The organism is Enteractinococcus fodinae (assembly GCF_031458395.1).
Lineage (GTDB): Bacteria > Actinomycetota > Actinomycetes > Actinomycetales > Micrococcaceae > Yaniella > Yaniella fodinae.
This window is the reverse complement of the sequence record NZ_JAVDYJ010000001.1, coordinates 115,836-134,013: the sequence shown is the minus strand read 5'-3', so window position 1 is coordinate 134,013 and position 18,178 is coordinate 115,836. Positions and strand designations below refer to the sequence as shown.

Genomic DNA, 18,178 nt, shown 5'->3' with positions numbered 1-18,178 from the left:
ACTCCGTGAAGTTCTTCGACCGCCTCACCCGCTGGTGGCGCACCCACCCCCGGCTCGCTGATGGGCTGATTATCCTCCCGCTGCTCGGGCTCATACTGCTGAGCTCGTCCGGCTCGATGGTCTCCGCGGCATACCCCGTCACTGTTTATCATTGGCCTCCGTGGGCTCTGAGTCTGGTCCTCGTCAGCATCATCGTGCTGCATATGGCACCGTGGATTTTCCGCCGCACAAATCCGGTGGGTTCCGCCGCGGTCGTCGTGGTTGGTTCACTCATTCAGCTGGTCTTCGGACCAGATCTCGTGCCGTCTATGTTCATGGTGTTGTTGACCGTGCAAAACTTGGCACACCGCGCACCAAGGTGGGCTTCGATCGGTGGGTTTGTCACTGCCTTGGTTGGCGCCGTGCTGTACGCCGCCGAGATAAGTTTCCTGCCCCACTTCACCGGTCCGGGCAGTTACAGTCCCGGAGAAATCCTCAGCCCCATGGGGTGGCTCGCCGGCGCCGTCACGAGCATTCCAGTCATCGCCCTGGTGGTATTAGCCTGGGCGATCGGCAATATTCAACGCACCCGTCGAATCCGCATGGAAACCCTCCAAACCCGGGCAGCACAGCTTGCCGTCGAGGCCCGACAAGAACGCGAACTGGCCGCAGCCGATGAACGCAATCGGATCGCTCGCGAACTCCACGATATCGTGGCCCACTCGTTGCAGGTCATTATTTCCCAGGCCGACGGGGGACGGTACGCAGCCAAAGCCACTCCCGAGGTGGCCGCGCGGACCCTGGAAACTATCTCCGGCACCGGACGCGATGCGCTGGGGCAGATGCGCCGGCTACTGGGCGTGCTGCGCGATACCGACGCCGCCGAAACCACGCCACAACCGACCCTGGCAGATGTACCCGAGCTGATCGACACCATGCGGCTGGCCGGGCTAGAAGTTGCATACACCGAAGCCGCCGGCCGCCCAGCGCGCTCTCTGGCCGACGGGGCCGAACTAGTGCTCTACCGGATCGTCCAGGAAGCGCTCACCAACGTTGCTCGCCACGCCGGGACAGCTGCGAGAGCAACCGTCGTTTTAGCCTGGCAGGATTCCGGCGTGTCAGTCACGATCGAAGACGACGGCACCGGCGACACCGAAACCGATCACGCCGGCCAGGGCCTGGTCGGCATGCGCGAACGCACCGCGCTATATGACGGCACGTTTACTGCCGGGCCGAAACCCGACCGCGGATTTCGCGTGCACGCCCAACTGCCGTATGAGAATGGATAACATGCAACCGATCAACGTGGCCATCGTCGACGATCAACACCTGATCCGCTCGGGACTGTCAATGCTGATCAACTCCCGCAACAATCTGCACGTCACCGGCGAGGCATCCAACGGGCAACAAGCCCTCCAGTCGGCGCATGTGCACGGCGCCGACGTGGTCCTGATGGACGTTCGGATGCCCGTCATGGACGGCATCACCGCCACGAGTCGGCTACTACAACACCACGACAAGCTGAAGATTATTGTGCTCACCACGTTTGATCTGGACGAGTACGCACTCGATGCGATTGACGCCGGGGCCAGCGGATTCCTCCTGAAGGACGCCCCACCCGAGCAACTGTTAAGCGCTATCGAGTCGGTCTATCACGGGGATGCGGTCATTGCCCCATCGACGACCAAACGCTTGCTCGAACACTTCGTGCGACCGAAACGGGGCAAGCTGTCAGCGGAACACGATCCGGACCTTGCGGCCATCGCGACGCTGACGGCCCGCGAGCGCGAAGTACTCGAGGCCATGGCGGCCGGGTTGTCGAACGCTGAAATCGCACAGCACTTCTTCGTGTCCGAAACGACGATCAAAACCCACGTCGGCAAAGTGCTGACCAAACTCGGCGCCCGCGATCGGGTGCAAGCGGTCGTGCTGGCGTACCGGACCGGAATTGTTTAGTGTTCCATACCGGGCGATAATGACGGTATGGAACCACGCAGAGGACTCGACGACAAAGACCTAGATAACCCCCGACGCGCCAAGCCCGCCACCGTCGGCATGACGATCATGTTGATTATTGGTGCATTGGTCATGGGCTCATCCCTGGCCTTGAACTTTTTCACCGGCCACTTCTCGGTCTTGACGTTTGTCATCGGCATTGTTCTCATCGGGATTGCAGTAGCTTATTTAGTAGTTAACGCGTTCAAGGACGACGCCGCGGGCAACTGATATAGCGGACCAACGCACCGTCGGGCAGTCGCCAACTCATCCTTGAGAAGGAGACGGGCCCGGGCAGAATCATGCCAGCTGGTGATGTGCTGAAAAGCGCCACACAGCATGCTGGAAGCATGACAGTACATCGTGCACCCAGTACACCAACCCAGACCATATCCACCGCCGTGGCAGCACAAGCGGTCACCAAAACTTTCGGCGGCAGCGACGACGCCACCAGGGTCACCGCCCTCGACAACGTCACCGTCGCATTCCGGCCCGGCGAGTTCACCGCCATCATGGGACCCTCGGGGTCCGGCAAGTCCACCCTTATGCACTGCCTGGCGGGTCTGGACACCGTCGACTCGGGCCGAGTAGCCATCGGTTCCACGATCATCACCGGCATGAGCGACCGTGACCTGACCCTGCTGCGCCGCCGTCGCATCGGGTTCATTTTTCAAAGCTTCAACCTCGTCCCGACCCTGAACGCACGCGACAACATGCTGCTACCTCTCGACTTAGCCGGCACCAGCGCCGACGACGACTTGTTCGCCCATATCATCGACACCCTGGGCCTGGCCGACCGGCTGGCTCATACACCGCATGAGCTCTCGGGTGGCCAACAACAACGCGTCGCCATCGCCCGGGCCCTGTTAACCCGCCCGGCGGTGATCTTCGCCGATGAACCCACCGGTGCCCTGGATTCGACCACGGGCACCGAGGTGCTGGAGCTGTTATCGCGCAGCGCCCGCGAGATGGGTCAGACCATCATCATGGTCACCCACGACCCGCACGCCGCTTCCTATGCCGATCGTGTAGTGGTGCTCAAAGACGGTGCCATCGTGGACCAGCTGCAGAACCCGACCGCCCAGACGGTACTCAGCGCGCTCGCCGGATTGGGGGCCTAGCCGTGTGGAAAGTTGCGATCAGTCAACTCACAACCCACCCGCGCCGCTACGTCGCCGTCGTGGTGGCCATTGTGCTGGGAACCCTTTTCCTGGCCGCTGCCCTGTTGGTGACCTCCTCGGCTAAGGAAACCACCAAACACATGCTGGGTGCGACGTATGCCAATGCCGATCTGCTCATCGTCGCGGAACTCGGGGCATATTTTGACTCGGATTCGGCCTTCTACGACCTGGTCGGAACAGCGGACGCGCCCGGGAGCCTCGAGCGTATTCCCGGGGTGACGGAAGTATATCCCCTAACGAATACGCCGGCCACGATGGTGCTCCCCGAGGACTCCACCCAGCGCGGCACCTTCGGCCCCAACGCCGATTTTGTGCACTTGACCAGCCGGCCAGCAGACGCCTCGCTTCTTTCAGCACCTTTCGTCGACGGCGCGCTGCCGGAAGCCCACGATGAGGTAACCATCGATGCCGCCACCGCTGACCGGCACGAGGTGTCCGTAGCTGACACGCTGACCATCCGATCTTTGACCGACGACACCGAAACCGACTTCACGGTGAGCGGGATCTTCGACAATTCGATGAACCCGACCGTCGTGGGAGCGGTGACCGGCTATGTCACCCCCGAAACCCTGACCCAGCTGGCAGACGGGTCCCAGAGTGCCGATATGGCGCTGCTGCGTGTCGACGGTGATCTCGACCAAGTCCTCGCCGAGGTCCAGCAGGCAATAGACAGCGCTGGTCTCCCCCTCACCGTCAACACCCCGGATGTCCAAATTTCTGAACAACTGGTGGATATGATGGGCTTCGACGCGATCACCGTGGTGCTGGGTGGGTTCTCCGCGATCGCCCTGCTGGTGATGACGCTGGTCATCCACAACACGTTTTCGGTCTTGGTGGCCCAACGCACCAGACAGTACGCCCTCCAACGCGTGTTAGGTGCCACTCGCGGCCAGATCCGAAAAAGCGTCTTAACAGAAGCCGTGCTCATCGGGCTGATCGGGTCGGTGGTCGGGATAGCGCTGGCCATCGGGTTGATGGTTGCGCTGCTGCGTCTGGCACAAACCTGGATTCCCGGAGCAACCTTTGGCATGGACGCATCGATTGTCTGGGTGGTGGTGATCGGTGTGGTCATGACCGTGGCGGCGTCTTGGCTGCCGGCCGCGCAAGCCACGCGAGTTTCTCCGGTAGCCGCGATGCGGCCCGTTCCCGAAGTCACCGCGAAATCCAGCACCGGCGCAGTCCGCCTGGTCTTGGGTGCAGTGTTGATCCTGGCCGGCGGAGCGGCGCTGGTGCACTTCAGTCTGCGCGGGATGGTTGGTCCCGCGATTTTCGCCGGGGCGCTATCCTTTCTCGGCGTGCTGGCACTGGGTGTGTTATTTGTCCCCGGAGCTGTCTATGCGCTGGGCTGGCTGCCTCGACTCACCGGGACTCCCGGCAAGATGGCCCAACTCAATGCGGTGCGCAACCGGTCACGCACCGCCGCCACCGCAGCCGCGTTAATTATCGGCACCACCTTGGTCACCCTGATTCTGACCGGCGGGCGCACCGTGCAGCACAACACTGATGAGCTCCTGGCCACGAATTATCCGGTCGACATCTATGTTGAGCTCTCCGGTGTCGCAGCCACCGACGAGCAGGACGTCAGCGCTACCACCGAACGGCTGGCCGCAACTTCGGGGATTTCCAGTGCTGAAGCCCTCGCCCCGGTAGCCTCCATCGATGAGCCGTGGGCAGCATCCGGCACCATCTTCGCCGGTGATCCCAATGAACTCGCGACAATTTCAGATGGCATAGCTGATGATGAGGCGCGCGCACTTCAGACACCGGGTACCGTACTGGTCCCCGCTACCCACACAGCAGATACCGTGACGATCCGGACTGCAGACGAGCAAGCGGTCACACTTGAGGCCATCCGCTCCGAGCTGGATTCGGTCACGCCCGTGGTCTCGCCCCAGACCGCCGAAGCCTACGACCTGCAGGCCGCCGGGGCCCCTGTGGTCTGGCTTGCAGTTGACAGTAGAGACATGACGCAATCCGAGCTGCAAGAACTGGTGACCACTATGATTGCCGAAGCCGGCGTATCGGCCCAGGACGTGAACTCTCCGTTGATGCAGCGCGCCGTCTACCAGCAAGCTATTAATGCGGTGATGTTGACCGTCATCGGGTTGTTGAGCATCTCGGTGGTCATCGCTTTTGTGGGAGTGGCCAATACGCTCTCGCTATCCACACTGGAACGCACCCGAGAAAACTCCTTGATGCGAGCCCTTGGACTCACCAGAGGTGGCTTGCGTAGCATGCTGATCTGGGAGGCGATCCTCATCAGTGCAATCGGCGCTATCCTGGGCAGCGCGCTCGGCATGCTGTACGGGTGGGCAGGGTCCGTCGCGATTTTCGCTGAGATCTCGCCCGACGGTGTCGAAATGTCCTGGCCATGGCTGGAAACGGCCGTTGTGGTCCTCATTGCGGTGAGCGCCGGGCTGCTCGCTTCGCTGGCCCCCTCACGCCGGGCGGCGAAACTCTCCCCGGTGCAAGGACTTGCCACGGTTTAAGGACTCGGCGATGCAACACTTTCGTCCCGCTGGAGCTGCGATATTGAAGATCCAGCGGGACGAAGTGTTGCCAATCTGAAAATCCACATCGAAACTTTCATGGCGTTGTTCTGTGTGATCGGACGCAGAAAAGCGATCTGTGTAGGCGGTAGTACCAGCTCGAGGGATCCCGCCAATTTGAGTTGCCGACGCAACTGATCGAGCCAGCGTTTGCAAACTTGCGCAGCACACAACATTCGTCTGGCATTGTTGACTTAACCGAGGAAATCCTGCCCTGACCAGCGCAGTTCAACAGGGTGTTCGCGACATGTTGCGGAGTCTAAGAGGTTTGTGCCTGCCCCGGGATTGACTAGAATTGTGGCTGATATCACACTAGTCGCCCGGCGTGCCCGGCATGAAACGATGTGGGATCACTTCGCAATGTCTCACTCTATGACAGAACGTCATTATTTGAGTGAAAATTCAAGATAAATAGTTTACCTAAGCCTATTCCACTCGGCAAAGTTCCCAGCTACCCTTTAGTAACAACGACGCATTGCGCCCGTCAACGTCAGCTCATCACTCACATATTTGAGCAACTACTTGGCACGAGTTGGTCTAAACCTGGGAGGGCAGAACGATTTTACGCAACCCAGAATCAGAGCGCCTACAAGCTGTCTCGGAGATTCTTACCCGCGCGTACACCTACGGCGGCGGCACGGTCCTTGTCGATGGTCTTGCCGGTATGGGCAAAACCCACTTTCTACGAAACTTAGCCATCCAAGCTGACCAGCAGGAGCGCTGGCAGGTCACTTTCGTCAACGCCGACCGACTCGAGATCGGCGAGCCCTACAGCTTCATCGAACGCCTCCTGGCAGCAGGGGTAGCCCCCGATTGGAACTTTGAACCTGCCACGCAGCTTCAACCGATCGCCGTTGCCCGGGAGTGTGTCCGTCGACTGTTGCGCCAAAACCACGGGCCAGACGAAGGACACATCATCATCATTGATGACGCGCATTGGATCGATCCAGAGTCAATCCAAGTCTTGCGCCACATGATCCCACGCTTCAACCGCCGTAATGTCTTTATCGCCTGTGGGGCGAGAACGCCGCATAAGCCTGGTTCCCTGGGAGAGCTGCTTGCTGAAGCAGCCGCAACCAACCCGCACCATCACCACGTGGAAATGCGGCCGCTCAGCGAACACGACATCCGCGCGCTAGCAATGCAGCGATTTGGTGTCAGCATCTCAATGCGTAATGCGTTCCAGCTCAGTGAGATCACCGGGGGCTCGTTTCTTGGCGTCGACAGTATTTTAAACCAGGTCACCGAAGAAGAGGTGCGCCAACTTCACACGACCTGGGATCTGCCCATCCGACCCCGCAACCTCGACAATCCGCTGCTGGGTGCCTACCGTGAGCTCAGCCCGGAGGCACAACAGGTCGTGCAGATCGTGTGCTTAGCAGAACACGAAATCACACCGCAGGCACTTCAGACCGTCTGCCGACAACTGTATATCCCGGCTGCAATCGACGAAGCGGTCCGGGCAGGCGTGGTAATCGAGTCAGACTTCGGTCAGGCCATTGTGCCAAAACACCATCTGATCGGTGCGGCAGTCCGGGAAACGGTCGAACCAGCGTTCGGCCGAAAAGTGCACCGCCTCTTTGTCGACCTGACCGAAGGGTTCCGTTCGGTGCGGCACATGCTCAAGGGTGCAGAAAGCTGGAGCGACCAGCTGCGGGAACAAACAGCACAGTATGCGCGTGAGGCCAGTCAACAATCGCAGTACCTCAATGCCAATGACATCCTCCGCATGGCACTGGACCTCGCCCAAGACCCCTACGAACGTCAAGGACTCATCACGGAGCTGGTCCTGATCAATATCCGGGCGAAGACTGGCTTTAAGTGTCTAGACTTATTACCGGAGATTGAGACGTTCCCGCCCAGTACGCTTCGCGAGTTCCTCATCGTGATGCTGCGGGTCTATCTCGTCAACGACCCATTCCCCCACCGACGCATCCAGGATGTCCTGAACACCGAGAACACCACACCGGATGAAAAGACGCTTCAAGCGTTTATGGTGTTCATGATGGTGATGATGTTGATGCGCAGTAACGATCGCAGTCAGATCTCCGAGCTCATCCCGGTGGCAAAGCGCTTGTTTGCTGAAAGCCCGATGCATCCCGAGGAACTCGCCGATGCACGGCTGGGGTGGATGGTCTCGCCCAATGAGTACATCTTGCTGCTGGGTTGCTATGCAGTGGCGCTGTCACACCTCGATGGCGATATCGACGTCACACGTCAAGCGCTGCCCGACCTTTTAGATCGCACCGCTGAACTGCCTGACATCGCCATTAAGGTAGATTGTCTGGTCCCGCTTGCCGGTGCTGCCGTGGCTACGGGGGATATTATCCTGGCGCACGATATCGCAGCCCAGGCCGTAGACATCCTGGAGCGTGTCCATGGCGAACCGTGGACCGCTGCCACGCCTCGCGTCATTCTGGCCCACGTGCTGGTGCTGCTGGGTAAATACCAGCAAGCCGAAGAAGTTCTCGATATCCTGGACGAATTCAACCACGATGCCCTCGATCTAGAAGCCCGCTTGACCGGAGCCGCGCTTCGGTCCTCCATCGCGGCCATCAGGTGTCAGCGAGACCCCGAACAGTACCTGGCACATGCACGCCGCGCCAGTGACATCGACTGGGAACATTACGGGCGCGATCTGTCGGTCATGGCCAAAGTCGAAATCGCCCGGGTCAAAGATGATGCCATGGGAGTAGTCACCGCGGCTTCAGTCCCGCGAGCGGCATCCTTCCGCAATACCCAACGTGGCTTCTTGACGTATAAAGCACATGCGCTAATCACCCTGGGAGCGCTGGACGATGCGCGCAACCTGATCCAGGAACTGCGCGAACGACGCGGCACGACCTGGTTCGAGTACTGGGGCACGCTCGATGGTCTCGAAGCCCGAATGGCACAGGCGCAGGACGATCACGCTTCGGCGCGCAAGCTGTACGAATCAGCGCTCAAACAGCGACTCTTCCCGCTGGCGTGGGCGCTCACCGCGATCGACTATGGCGAATTCCTGTTCAGCATCGAAGACGCCGAAGGCGCCGAGAACATCCTGCGCGAAGCCGTGTCCACCCTGGAAAAGATCGGGGCGACCGCCTACCTGCGGACCGCAGAGCAACACCTCAAAAAAGCAATAGATCGCAACAGTAGTGCCCAAACGAACGCTTTTGCGGCCATGACAAAACGCGAGCGCGAAGTTGCTGCACTCTTGGCGGAGGGGCATTCGAATAAGACGATCGCTAAACAACTCGTGGTCTCAGAATCGACCGCACGCTTCCACGTGTCCAATATACTGCGCAAGCTTCAATTGAATTCACGGGCTGAAGTACCACGCGTGCTCAAACACCTCACCCGGAGTCGGTAACCGGGCACTCCAGCGCACCCTCGGGGCTGGCCTACTACACGGTAGGCCAGCCCCTTTTTTTGTCGTGTTTGCGAACCTAGCCGGAAAGCCACGGAAGCCTCACACAACCTCGCCGAAAACCGGTCGTTCCTCACGCGATCCCAACGCCAAGACCATCTGAAAGGCTAGTGTTCCCCGCACTGGGCCTCCCTACTCTGTGAGATAGCTGACATACCGGTTGACGCTACCCGCAAATTTGTTGGGTAGCACCTTGCCACCGCTCATCACCACACCGTCGGCTAGAGAGGACAGTACGCTGTGCGAACTTCTTTAGGCACGATCCGTAATGCCGGCAAGACACGCCACTACCGCACGGCGACCGCTGCGCTATTCAGTGCGGCACTGCTCCTCTCAAACTTTTCCGGTGCGAGCCACTCGGTTGCTACCCCAGAAGATAGCTCTGCGGAGCCTTCCGTGTCGGCAACAGTGGAGGAACCGCGCCAAGAGTCCAGCGCACCGGTGACGCCTAGCCCGTCACAATCGGCCCGTTCGGCTGAACCAAAAGCTTCTACCTCGCCCGAGAGCTCACCGACAGAAGAAGAAGCACCTTCAGAGTCACCATCTGAAAGCGCTGAAGCTACACCAACCCCAGAAGCCACCCCGGACGTCACCGAGGCCACTATCACAGTCCGTATAGCCGGTGGTTTAAGTGGCGTGAAACTGCAGTTGCATACGGGCAACGCCAATAAGTCTGGGGCAGCGATACCAGAAGCGTGGGCCAGCTGCGTTTCAGATGGTGCCGGGAAATGTTCTTTTACCGTGCCAGAAACGCACGCCTCCAGTGACGATTACGAAGCCGGCGAAAATTATGATCAACAGTTTTGGGTCAAACAAGTTTCCGCACCTTCCGGTTGGTATATGAACGAGACCCTTGGATTGACCGGCAACTCCACGGCAGCCTACGAATTCCGGACGGGACCACAGCTTCGAGCTGGACAGCACTACACCTCGGGCAGTGACTTCATGACCGCCGGTTCTGATCGAGCCTCGACGGGAGCATGGCAGAACTCCCGGAATAATCCGGGAGCAGACCTGACATGTCGGCCCGGTGCGGATTTCGCCGTGGTGTTGGATCGCACCGGTTCGGCAGGCACCTCAGCCGCGGCTGCGATGAAAGAGGCCATGATCGGCACGAATTCTTCCGTGACCGTTTACGACGGAGCTAGCAGCCTGGCACAAGGTTTGGGCAAGGCTGCGGGCTCTGGACATGACCTCGTCGTGGTGGCGACGGGCGGATCGGAAAGCTCGGCCGGGTTCGCGCCGACCGAGAAAGCGATTACTGCTGCCAATACGTTGAAAGCCCAGGGCTCGCGCGTTCTGGCCATCGGCGTGGGAACGAGCAATCATGCGAATCTGCGGGCAATCTCCGGTAACGAATTCTCCAGAAACGCCACGTACTCGGGTGCTGATTACCACGCCATCGGGAACGGACAGCTGAAGAGCCTACTGGAGTCGATCGCACAGCAAGTGGAATGCGAAACAACCGTTGAGGTCACCCAAAAGACTCAAGCCTACGACCAAGACTCGGCAGTAGCTGGGGGCTCAGGTTGGAAATTTGAACTCACCACCGACGCTGGCACGGTACGGCCTGATGCCAAACAGACGACCGGTGATAACGGAAAAGTCTCCTACTCCATTGAGTTCGACTCCACCAAACCAGACCAGCTCGACGCGTCACTCAAGAGCATTCTCAGCGACGAGCAGGAGACTGAGGGCTGGGCGCTGAAACAGGTCACTTGCAGCAACAACGGCAGCACCATCGACGTAGAAGCGCCCACCGCCAAATTCTCGGTGACTCCGGGCGATCGCATCGAATGCACGTTCTTGAATACTCAAACGCTCAAACCTGGCATGACGGTGAAAAAGCAAGCCTGGGATACCCCGAACGCATCGGACCTGTCCGAGGCCAAAAACTTAGCACCGGGCCACAGCCTACTCTCCGGTCACCAAGTGACTTGGACTTATGAGGTGACAAACACCGGTGAAACGGCTCTGCGCGACATCGAAGTCGTCGACGATCAGCTACCCGACGATGCCGTCACGTGCCCGAAGACCACCCTGGAAGTCGGCAAGTCCATGACGTGCACCGCCTCCGGAAAGGTCACCACGAAACCTTAATACTTTACTCATCACACTCTCGTTCAACTGGACGGAAGTCGATATATCCGCAGCACATTGCATTACTAACACACCCATCAATATCCCGGCAGCGGCCGGGGCTCACATATAGGAGAGACAAGTGAAAAATACAACGAAAGGCTTTCTCGCCGGCGCAGCTGGCCTGGGGCTCGTACTAGGTGGTTCCACCTTTGCACTCTGGACCGACACCGCGGGATTAGGTAGTGACACTACGCTCACTGCCGGTAACCTCGCCGTCGGCGTGGTCAGCAGCGAATGGAGAGATATCTCCTATGACCGTAGCTTCGACCGCGGCCACAGGATCAACAATATCGAGAAATTCCGCATTATCCCTGGTGACAAGATCCAGGCTAAATACGGAGTCAGCGTAGGCCTCGAAGGCGACAACATGGTGGCCAAGCTCCGTCTGAAAGACAAAGACGGAAACACCGTTGATGGCGCTCTTGCACCAGGCCTGAAAGTGACCTACAAACTCGAGAGGGCTAGCGGCGGTTTCTGGCCGTTTAGCGAGGATGCGGTTGAAGGAGACGGCGATGGTGTTGAAGTAAACATGATCTCCAAAGAGGCAGACCTCTACGCCAGAGATAACAACATCCGGTTGCCATTCATACACATGGTGGTCGATCGTGATGTTGACAACAAAGCTGACTTCAACGTCACTGTCACCGTGGAATTCACTGGCGACGACCTGGACTACCGGAAAGCGAAGGCAACACTGGCCGATGCACAGCTTGAACTCGAGCAAGTCCGTGAGGACGTCTTCGGTTACCGCTAGATCGATGTAGCCCGGTCTAAATCGTAGTACTCACCAGCACAGTTAGGTAAGCATCATGGAAACCAGATCAGACGCTCGACGCTCACACCAAGCAACTGATCAGCCCCGTCACCGCCAAGCGGTGAAAGAGCCGGGTATATGGCGGGGTGTGCTCTCTGGGATGTTTACCACTGTGCTGGTGGGTCTACTTCTTATTCTTGGCGCCGTCGTTGTGGTGCCGAAAATGCTGGGTGGGGCCGGCCTCACGGTCCTCAGTAGCTCGATGGAGCCCACTTATTCACCCGGGGATATGGTGATCTCGGTCCCGCAAGATAGCTATGCTGTTGGTGACGTGGTTACCTTTCAGCCGGTTTCAGGGGACCCAACGTTGATTACCCACCGGATTGTTGCCCATCGGACCGGCGACACGGCCATCTCATACGTCACCCGCGGCGACGCGAACGGTAACAACGACAACCCTATTGTCGGCGGACAGATTATGGGCAAAGTGATTTACCACGTCCCCTACGTCGGCCACGTATCCCTGGCCGTTGGAGAGCATCGCAACCTCCTGATTGGTGCGGCCGCGACCGGCCTCTTTGGTTACGCCATCTACGCGATCGCGTCCGGCCTGATCCAGGACCGGCGTCGTAAACAAGCGGAGAAGTCATGAGGCACACGCACAACGCATCGCGTCAGCGGGGCGAACGCAAACCCAGGCACGGTATATGGCCGCTATGGATCACGCTGGCTGTGCTAGCCGCGCTGGGCGCTGCCGCGGGGTCATTCGCCCTGTGGAATCAGGACGCAGCATGGCCCCAAGCGCACTTCGTGACCTCCGGGGACCTGCGCGTCACCGCTACCGATGATCCGGTGTGGAAAGAGACCTCCCCTGACGTGACCACGGCACCGCGGGTCATCGATCCCAACAAGTTCCTCATTCGCAGCGGAGACAGCGTCTCCGTCGAGTTCCCCTTCGAAGTGGCTTTGACCGGCGATAACATGCGCGCCAAGTTGCTCGTCGATTGGGATACTGACACGCGGGTCCCTGATTCCGTTTTTGGTCGGTACGGCGTGTACGACGCTGAGGGCAATGAACTGACCGAACCTGGGGCCGCACTTGGCACTGAAACCGAACTTGAACTCACCCCAACACAGCTTGATGGTGACACGGCAGCCTACAGAGTCCACGTGGAGCTAGATTTCGCGGGACTTGATGATCGTTTTGGCGCTGACAGCGTGGACCAGCTCAGCGACCTCGGAGATCTGACCGTAGAGCTGCACCAAGTTCGCCCGGGAGATGAGACGCAATGAAACACGCCATGACTCGCCGACGTGCCCACCGCGCGCTCCCTACCTGGCGTCAACCAACGATGCTGGCAGGAGCTGCAGTGCTAGCCGGCGCCGCGCTTGGCATGGGTGGCAGCACCCTTGCGCTGTGGCAAGACCAGGCTGGTTTTTCGGTATCCGCCCGCAGCGGGTATGAATACTTCGCGGCCGGCGCTCCCGGTCAGACCCAGCCAGCAACCAATGGCACCGTCAAGTTCACCGTGGGAGCCGAACACGCCGCCGAGCTGCAGTCTGAGCGACAGACCGCCATCCCGTTGGAGACCGAGTCGATCAGCCAGGGCAATAAGGGGCTGCGCTACACGATCACTGAACCCGACTGGGGCGACCATTTTTTCGGCGCTGCGACCACCACATTGTTCCAAGTCCCGTCAGCGCAGGAGTGCACCGTCGAGGGCGCGCCGGATTCGTCTCGAGCACAAAGCTCGACACCGGTCAGCGCAGACTATTCGGACACCGAAGATCCCGTGGTCGAAACCTGGTGTCTCGTTGCCACCATTGAAGACCTGCCCGATGAGGGCACGTACTCGAACTCGGTCACGGCAAAGGCCGAAGACCCGGCCGGCACCTCAGTCGAGGCGACCGATACCTGGAACGCGGAAGTCACCTCGTCTATGGACCCCGAGGACGAGCCCAACCATGTGATTACTTTCGAATACGAGACGTTCCGGCCCACCAACTAAACACCGGTCGTGGCCTCGGTTTCGCCCAGTACTTCAGCCCTCGAACGTTCCGTAGCGGCCGCACTGTAGTGCCCGAAGGCACCCCGGTACTGGGCGGCCGGATGCGTGTCGGACAGACGGTCTTGCCCAGTCAGGCGACCCCGCAGCGTGGTGCCGGTGTCGGCTTGCAGTTCTGCCTCGCTGCGGGCCATACCGCGACGACGTAACTCGGGAATAACATGGTCAATGAATTCGACATAACTGCCCGGCAGGGTTGCGTTGATGACGTTCACCCCATCGATTCCGGCGTCCTGCCATTGGGCTAATTCATCAACGATCTGTTCCGGGGTGCCGGTCACGCGGGTTGCCTGGGCGCGGAACCGTGCCAGATCGCGCACCGTCATGGTCCCGTCGGGATTCATCTTTCGCAACTCATTGAGGTGCCCGCGCGAACCTTCTGTGGTGAGCTCACCAATCGGCTGATCTAACGGAAGGTATCCAAGATCGATGCCCAGGCTGCCGCCGGTGTGAGCGATCAACGCGTCATCATCAAGCGAGTCATCCAACTCAGCGGCTTTTGCCTTGGCTTCGGCCTCGGTCGATCCGATAACAAAGGATAGGCCCTGAATAAATTTTACGTCATCTGCTCGCCGCCCGGATTGTACTGCTCGACGGCGCACATCGGCGGCATGATCTTTGGCTTGCGCTAAGCGTGGGGCCATCGAAAACGTCGCTTCGGCGTGTTCGGCCGCAACCTGGCGGCCTCGCGGTGAAGACCCCGCTTGGAATATCAGTGGCGTCCGCTGCGGCGAAGGGGCTGACAAGTGGGGCCCTTCAACCTGATAATTTGCGCTTTCGTGATGAATCTTGGCGACTTTCGCCGGGTCGGCGTGGAGCCCGGTGCCACGCTCATGGGCTAAGGTCTTATCGGCTAATAGTGCATCGTCATCCCAGGAGCCTTCCCAAAGTTTGTAGCAGACCGCCAGATATTCTTCGGCCAGATCGTACCGGTCCCCGTGCTGGGCCAGTCCCGCCCCACCGTAATTCCGGTGCGCGTTTTCTAACGCCGAGGTGACCATGTTCCACCCGACCCGACCTCCCGAGAGGTGATCCAGTGTGCTCAGCTGTCGGGCGAACGTATACGGGTGGGTTTGGATGACCGACGAAGTCAGTGCCAGGCCGATACGTTGGGTCGTTGCGGCAAGTGCTGAGAGCAGCACGAGCGGGTCATTGGCCGGAATCTGCAGGCCGCGGCGAACGTGCGAGGCCCACCCTCCCTCGTGGTCGCCATAGACTCCGACGACGTCAGCGAAAAACGCGATGTCGAATCCCCCGTCTTCCAGGGTGTTCACGAGATCCACCCAGTGCTGCAGCTCATTAAACCGGTGTTGTTGTGCCTCCTCTCGACGCCACGCACCGCCAAGAATATGGCTGGTGGTGTTCATCATGAAGGCGGACAAAATAAGTGGACGATGAGACATGAAAGACTCCTAGGGGTTGAGACTGAAGATGCGTGCAGTCGGGATGTCGTGGCATTAATTGGCGTTGAATTCGTTCCAGCGTTCCTCGACGTTGTCGACGCTGTAGGCGTCACTGAATTCATTGACGCCATTCATGTATTCGGCGAACCATTCAGCGACTTCATCAGATTGGTATGCCTCTTGTAACGCTCGGGTTTTCTCTGCATCGCGTTCACCTTCTGCAACGCTGAGGAATACGGTGAACGGGAAGAAATCCTCGTGCTCTTCAACGGCCAGCAGCACGTCGTCGTACTCGTACCCGGCTTCGACCACCGAGCTGCCAAAAGCAAAGGCTGCATCGACGTCAGGAAGTGTCCGAGCAGAAGATTGCTGATCCACTTCCACGAACTCAAATGATTTGGGATTGGCCGTAATGTCAGCTTGCGAGAGCTCAGTAATCTCGACGCTCTCGTCCACCTCGATGAGGCCGGCTTGTGCAAACAGATGCAGGGCGCGCCCATTATTGGAACGATCAACGGGGATCGACAGCGTGGCTCCCTCGGGTAGGGCATCTAACGAATCGTATTTCAACGAAAAGACGCCGCTTGGCGAGTAGAACACGCTGAACGCGGGCTCTACCGCGGTGTGGTTGTCATCATTGAATTGCCGCAGGTAGGCCGCATGCTGGAAGAAGTTGGCATCATACTCGCCTTGCGAAACAGCTTCGTTGGGCTGAATGATGTCCGTGACATAGGTCGTTTCCAGTTCCCACCCTTCTTCAGCGAGTATTTCTCGAGCTATCTCGGTGGGTTCTTGGTACCGGGGTGTTTCCGTGACAATGAGACTGATGGTTCTGTCTTCCGACGCTGCTGAACCTGCTTGCGTCAGGCCGCAGCTCGTGAGGGTCAGGGCCGCTGCCGAGGCGACACCGGTGATCAGAGCGCGGCGGAACTGCGTGATCTTTGGGGTCTGGGCGGAGAAAAAGGGCATGACAAATCCTTTGAAGAGTAGTGGAGAAGAAATGGTGTGGTGGAGCTGGGGGCTAGATGCGTTTATCGGTGACCCGCGCCAGGCGGTTGCCACCCAGTTGGACCGCGGTGACTAGTAAAACCATCAGCACGACGGCGACGAACATCACCGGCGTTTCATATCGGTAGTAGCCGTAGCGAATGGCGAAATCGCCAATGCCACCGCCCCCGACTAATCCGACCATGGCGGAGTAGGAAATAAAACTCACGGTCGTTACGGTGATGGACCCGATGATGCCTGGTCGGGCGTCTACGAGCAGCACGTTGCGAATGATTTGGCCGTGTGTCGCACCCATGGCCCGTGAGGCCTCTACAGCACCGGTACCCAGCTGCGAGATGTTTTGTTCGACCAATCGCGCAAAGTATGGGATCGCGTTGATGGTCAGCGGCACAATAGCGGCCGCTGTACCAACCGTTGTTCCGACAACGAACCGCGTGAACGGGATGATGGCAATGAGCAAAATGAGGAAGGGGAAGGACCGCAGCATGTTCACCAGGCCGCTGACGATCGCATGTAATCGTGGTTGCGGCGCGATCGATCCTGGTGCGTGGACAAACAGCCAGATGCCTAATGGAGTGCCCAGGAGCACGGCGATGGGGATCGAGACGCCGATCATGGCAAAGGTTTCGAGTAAGGCCTGGACCAGTTCAGGACGGAGTTCAATGATACGTTCCATTAGGCTCGCCCTCCTGCCACAGCAACCGGCTCGTCAGAGGACTCCAGACCCGACGGCAGCGTATCCAGCGGGGGTGCACCGCGGTCGATGCGAATGCCATCTGAGACCAGGTACTGACCAATGGAAGTCGACGGTGAGAAAGCCGGATCGTGGAGCTGGTGGGCGGCGAAACGCTCGACAATGCGCCCGGATTCCATCACGGCCACGTGGTCGGTGAGCGCTTTGATGACTTCCATTTCGTGGGTCACCACGACAACCGTAATGCCCAATTCTCTATTGATGTCAGCCAAGTACTGCAAGACCGTCGCAGTAGTAAAGGGGTCCAGTGCTGAGGTGGGTTCGTCGCAGAGCAACACTTGGGGACGGGTTGCCAGTGCGCGAGCGATTGCCACGCGCTGTTTTTGTCCGCCCGATAGCTGCGCGGGGTAGGCGGCTGCCTTGTCGGCGAGTTCCACAATTTCCAGGGCCTCAGCGGCCCGAGCACGACGAGGTGCCGAGGCTTTGACACCGGAAAATTTCAGCGACAGCTCCACGTTCTGTTCGACCGTGAGGTTATTGACCAGGTTGAAACCCTGGAAAATCATGCCGATCTGATGACGGGCTTGACGCAGTGCTTCCTCGTTGAGTTGTGTCAGATCGGTACCGTCGATGAGGACCTGACCTCGGGTGGGCCGTTCCAACAGGTTGATGTTTCGTAGCAGGGTGGACTTCCCGGCACCGGAAAACCCAATGATGCCTTGAATACTGCCGCGAGGCACTTCGAGGCTGACATCATCAACCGCGGTGATGGGGTCCTTGCCATGGTCAGCAAAAACGGTGGATACATTGCAGAGAGAAATCACGTCATCACTCCATTGGTCCTGGCAGTAGCACCGTCCCACACTGCAAAACAGCTTCGGGGGTTGCTGCGACGTCAACGAGCCAGATCTCTCAGTCGCTCTGAATGGTTTGCGTATAGAACGGTACATCAAACAATGTGAGGCTGCCAATTCTCCCGACGTGCTCCGGGTCATACG

15 protein-coding genes and 1 riboswitch are annotated in these 18,178 nt (G+C 59.1%); of the genes, 11 read left to right on the top strand and 4 right to left on the bottom strand.

Going from position 1 to position 18,178, the window contains the following annotated elements; all coding sequences use genetic code 11:
* The first annotated feature begins 5 nt into the window (after positions 1–5).
* The 11 genes from J2S62_RS00615 to J2S62_RS00565 all read left to right on the top strand — a co-directional run bounded on the left by J2S62_RS00615 (position 6) and on the right by J2S62_RS00565 (position 14,018).
* Positions 6–1,268: a sensor histidine kinase gene (locus J2S62_RS00615; RefSeq protein WP_310170090.1), complete on the top strand. Its 1,263-nt coding sequence runs from the start codon at positions 6–8 to the stop codon at positions 1,266–1,268.
* Positions 1,261–1,935 carry a response regulator transcription factor gene (locus J2S62_RS00610; RefSeq protein WP_310170088.1) on the top strand — a complete coding sequence of 225 codons (675 nt, stop codon included), beginning with the start codon at positions 1,261–1,263 and terminating at the stop codon, positions 1,933–1,935. The genes J2S62_RS00615 and J2S62_RS00610 overlap by 8 nt, the downstream gene beginning before the upstream one ends.
* Positions 1,936–1,962: 27 nt before the next feature.
* On the top strand, positions 1,963–2,205 hold the full coding sequence (locus J2S62_RS00605; protein WP_310170086.1) for a hypothetical protein: 243 nt from the start codon (positions 1,963–1,965) through the stop codon (positions 2,203–2,205).
* A gap of 119 nt (positions 2,206–2,324) precedes the next feature.
* A complete protein-coding gene (locus J2S62_RS00600) occupies positions 2,325–3,095 on the top strand; it encodes an ABC transporter ATP-binding protein (protein WP_310170082.1) in 771 nt (256 codons plus the stop codon).
* 2 nt (positions 3,096–3,097) lie between these two features.
* Positions 3,098–5,644, top strand: a complete 2,547-nt coding sequence (locus J2S62_RS00595; protein ID WP_310170079.1) for an ABC transporter permease — start codon at positions 3,098–3,100, stop codon at positions 5,642–5,644.
* Between the two features lie 619 nt (positions 5,645–6,263).
* A complete protein-coding gene (locus J2S62_RS00590; RefSeq protein WP_310175676.1) occupies positions 6,264–9,056 on the top strand; it encodes a helix-turn-helix transcriptional regulator in 2,793 nt (930 codons plus the stop codon).
* Positions 9,057–9,353: 297 nt separating this feature from the next.
* Positions 9,354–11,213 (top strand): DUF7507 domain-containing protein, encoded by a 1,860-nt coding sequence (locus tag J2S62_RS00585; protein ID WP_310170077.1) that lies wholly within the window; start codon positions 9,354–9,356, stop codon positions 11,211–11,213.
* 121 nt (positions 11,214–11,334) lie between these two features.
* Positions 11,335–12,009, top strand: coding sequence for an alternate-type signal peptide domain-containing protein (locus tag J2S62_RS00580; protein WP_310170074.1), 675 nt, complete (start codon positions 11,335–11,337; stop codon positions 12,007–12,009).
* A 55-nt stretch (positions 12,010–12,064) separates the two neighbouring features.
* A complete protein-coding gene (locus J2S62_RS00575) occupies positions 12,065–12,661 on the top strand; it encodes a signal peptidase I (protein ID WP_310170072.1) in 597 nt (198 codons plus the stop codon).
* Positions 12,658–13,302 carry a hypothetical protein gene (locus J2S62_RS00570; protein WP_310170070.1) on the top strand — a complete coding sequence of 215 codons (645 nt, stop codon included), beginning with the start codon at positions 12,658–12,660 and terminating at the stop codon, positions 13,300–13,302. Before J2S62_RS00575 ends, J2S62_RS00570 begins: the two co-directional genes overlap by 4 nt.
* An 8-nt stretch (positions 13,303–13,310) precedes the next feature.
* Positions 13,311–14,018, top strand: a complete 708-nt coding sequence (locus J2S62_RS00565) for a hypothetical protein (protein WP_310170068.1) — start codon at positions 13,311–13,313, stop codon at positions 14,016–14,018.
* Here J2S62_RS00565 and J2S62_RS00560 read toward each other — a convergent pair.
* The 4 genes from J2S62_RS00560 to J2S62_RS00545 are packed head-to-tail and all read right to left on the bottom strand — an operon-like array spanning position 14,015 to position 18,004.
* On the bottom strand, positions 14,015–15,478 hold the full coding sequence (locus J2S62_RS00560) for an NtaA/DmoA family FMN-dependent monooxygenase (RefSeq protein WP_310170065.1): 1,464 nt from the start codon (positions 15,476–15,478) through the stop codon (positions 14,015–14,017). The two genes, J2S62_RS00565 and J2S62_RS00560, sit on opposite strands and share 4 nt — an antisense overlap.
* 54 nt (positions 15,479–15,532) lie before the next feature.
* Complete coding sequence (locus J2S62_RS00555) at positions 15,533–16,447, bottom strand: MetQ/NlpA family ABC transporter substrate-binding protein (RefSeq protein ID WP_310170063.1); 915 nt, start codon at positions 16,445–16,447, stop codon at positions 15,533–15,535.
* 52 nt (positions 16,448–16,499) lie between these two features.
* Positions 16,500–17,162 carry a methionine ABC transporter permease gene (locus J2S62_RS00550; protein WP_310170061.1) on the bottom strand — a complete coding sequence of 221 codons (663 nt, stop codon included), beginning with the start codon at positions 17,160–17,162 and terminating at the stop codon, positions 16,500–16,502.
* Positions 17,162–18,004, bottom strand: a complete 843-nt coding sequence (locus J2S62_RS00545; protein ID WP_310170058.1) for a methionine ABC transporter ATP-binding protein — start codon at positions 18,002–18,004, stop codon at positions 17,162–17,164. The genes J2S62_RS00550 and J2S62_RS00545 overlap by 1 nt, the downstream gene beginning before the upstream one ends.
* Positions 18,005–18,010: 6 nt before the next feature.
* A riboswitch (SAM riboswitch) is annotated at positions 18,011–18,112 on the bottom strand.
* Positions 18,113–18,178 lie beyond the last annotated feature (66 nt).

What these genes read in the sequence shown, in the direction of transcription:
- J2S62_RS00560 (WP_310170065.1), bottom strand. Translation starts at nt 15,478, where the DNA reads ATGTCTCATCGTCCACTTATTTTGTCCGCCTTCATGATGAACACCACC.
- J2S62_RS00570 (WP_310170070.1), top strand. Translation starts at nt 12,658, where the DNA reads ATGAGGCACACGCACAACGCATCGCGTCAGCGGGGCGAACGCAAACCC.
- J2S62_RS00555 (WP_310170063.1), bottom strand. Translation starts at nt 16,447, where the DNA reads ATGCCCTTTTTCTCCGCCCAGACCCCAAAGATCACGCAGTTCCGCCGC.
- J2S62_RS00565 (WP_310170068.1), top strand. Translation starts at nt 13,311, where the DNA reads ATGACTCGCCGACGTGCCCACCGCGCGCTCCCTACCTGGCGTCAACCA.
- J2S62_RS00550 (WP_310170061.1), bottom strand. Translation starts at nt 17,162, where the DNA reads ATGGAACGTATCATTGAACTCCGTCCTGAACTGGTCCAGGCCTTACTC.
- J2S62_RS00610 (WP_310170088.1), top strand. Translation starts at nt 1,261, where the DNA reads ATGGATAACATGCAACCGATCAACGTGGCCATCGTCGACGATCAACAC.
- J2S62_RS00575 (WP_310170072.1), top strand. Translation starts at nt 12,065, where the DNA reads ATGGAAACCAGATCAGACGCTCGACGCTCACACCAAGCAACTGATCAG.
- J2S62_RS00600 (WP_310170082.1), top strand. Translation starts at nt 2,325, where the DNA reads ATGACAGTACATCGTGCACCCAGTACACCAACCCAGACCATATCCACC.
- J2S62_RS00605 (WP_310170086.1), top strand. Translation starts at nt 1,963, where the DNA reads ATGGAACCACGCAGAGGACTCGACGACAAAGACCTAGATAACCCCCGA.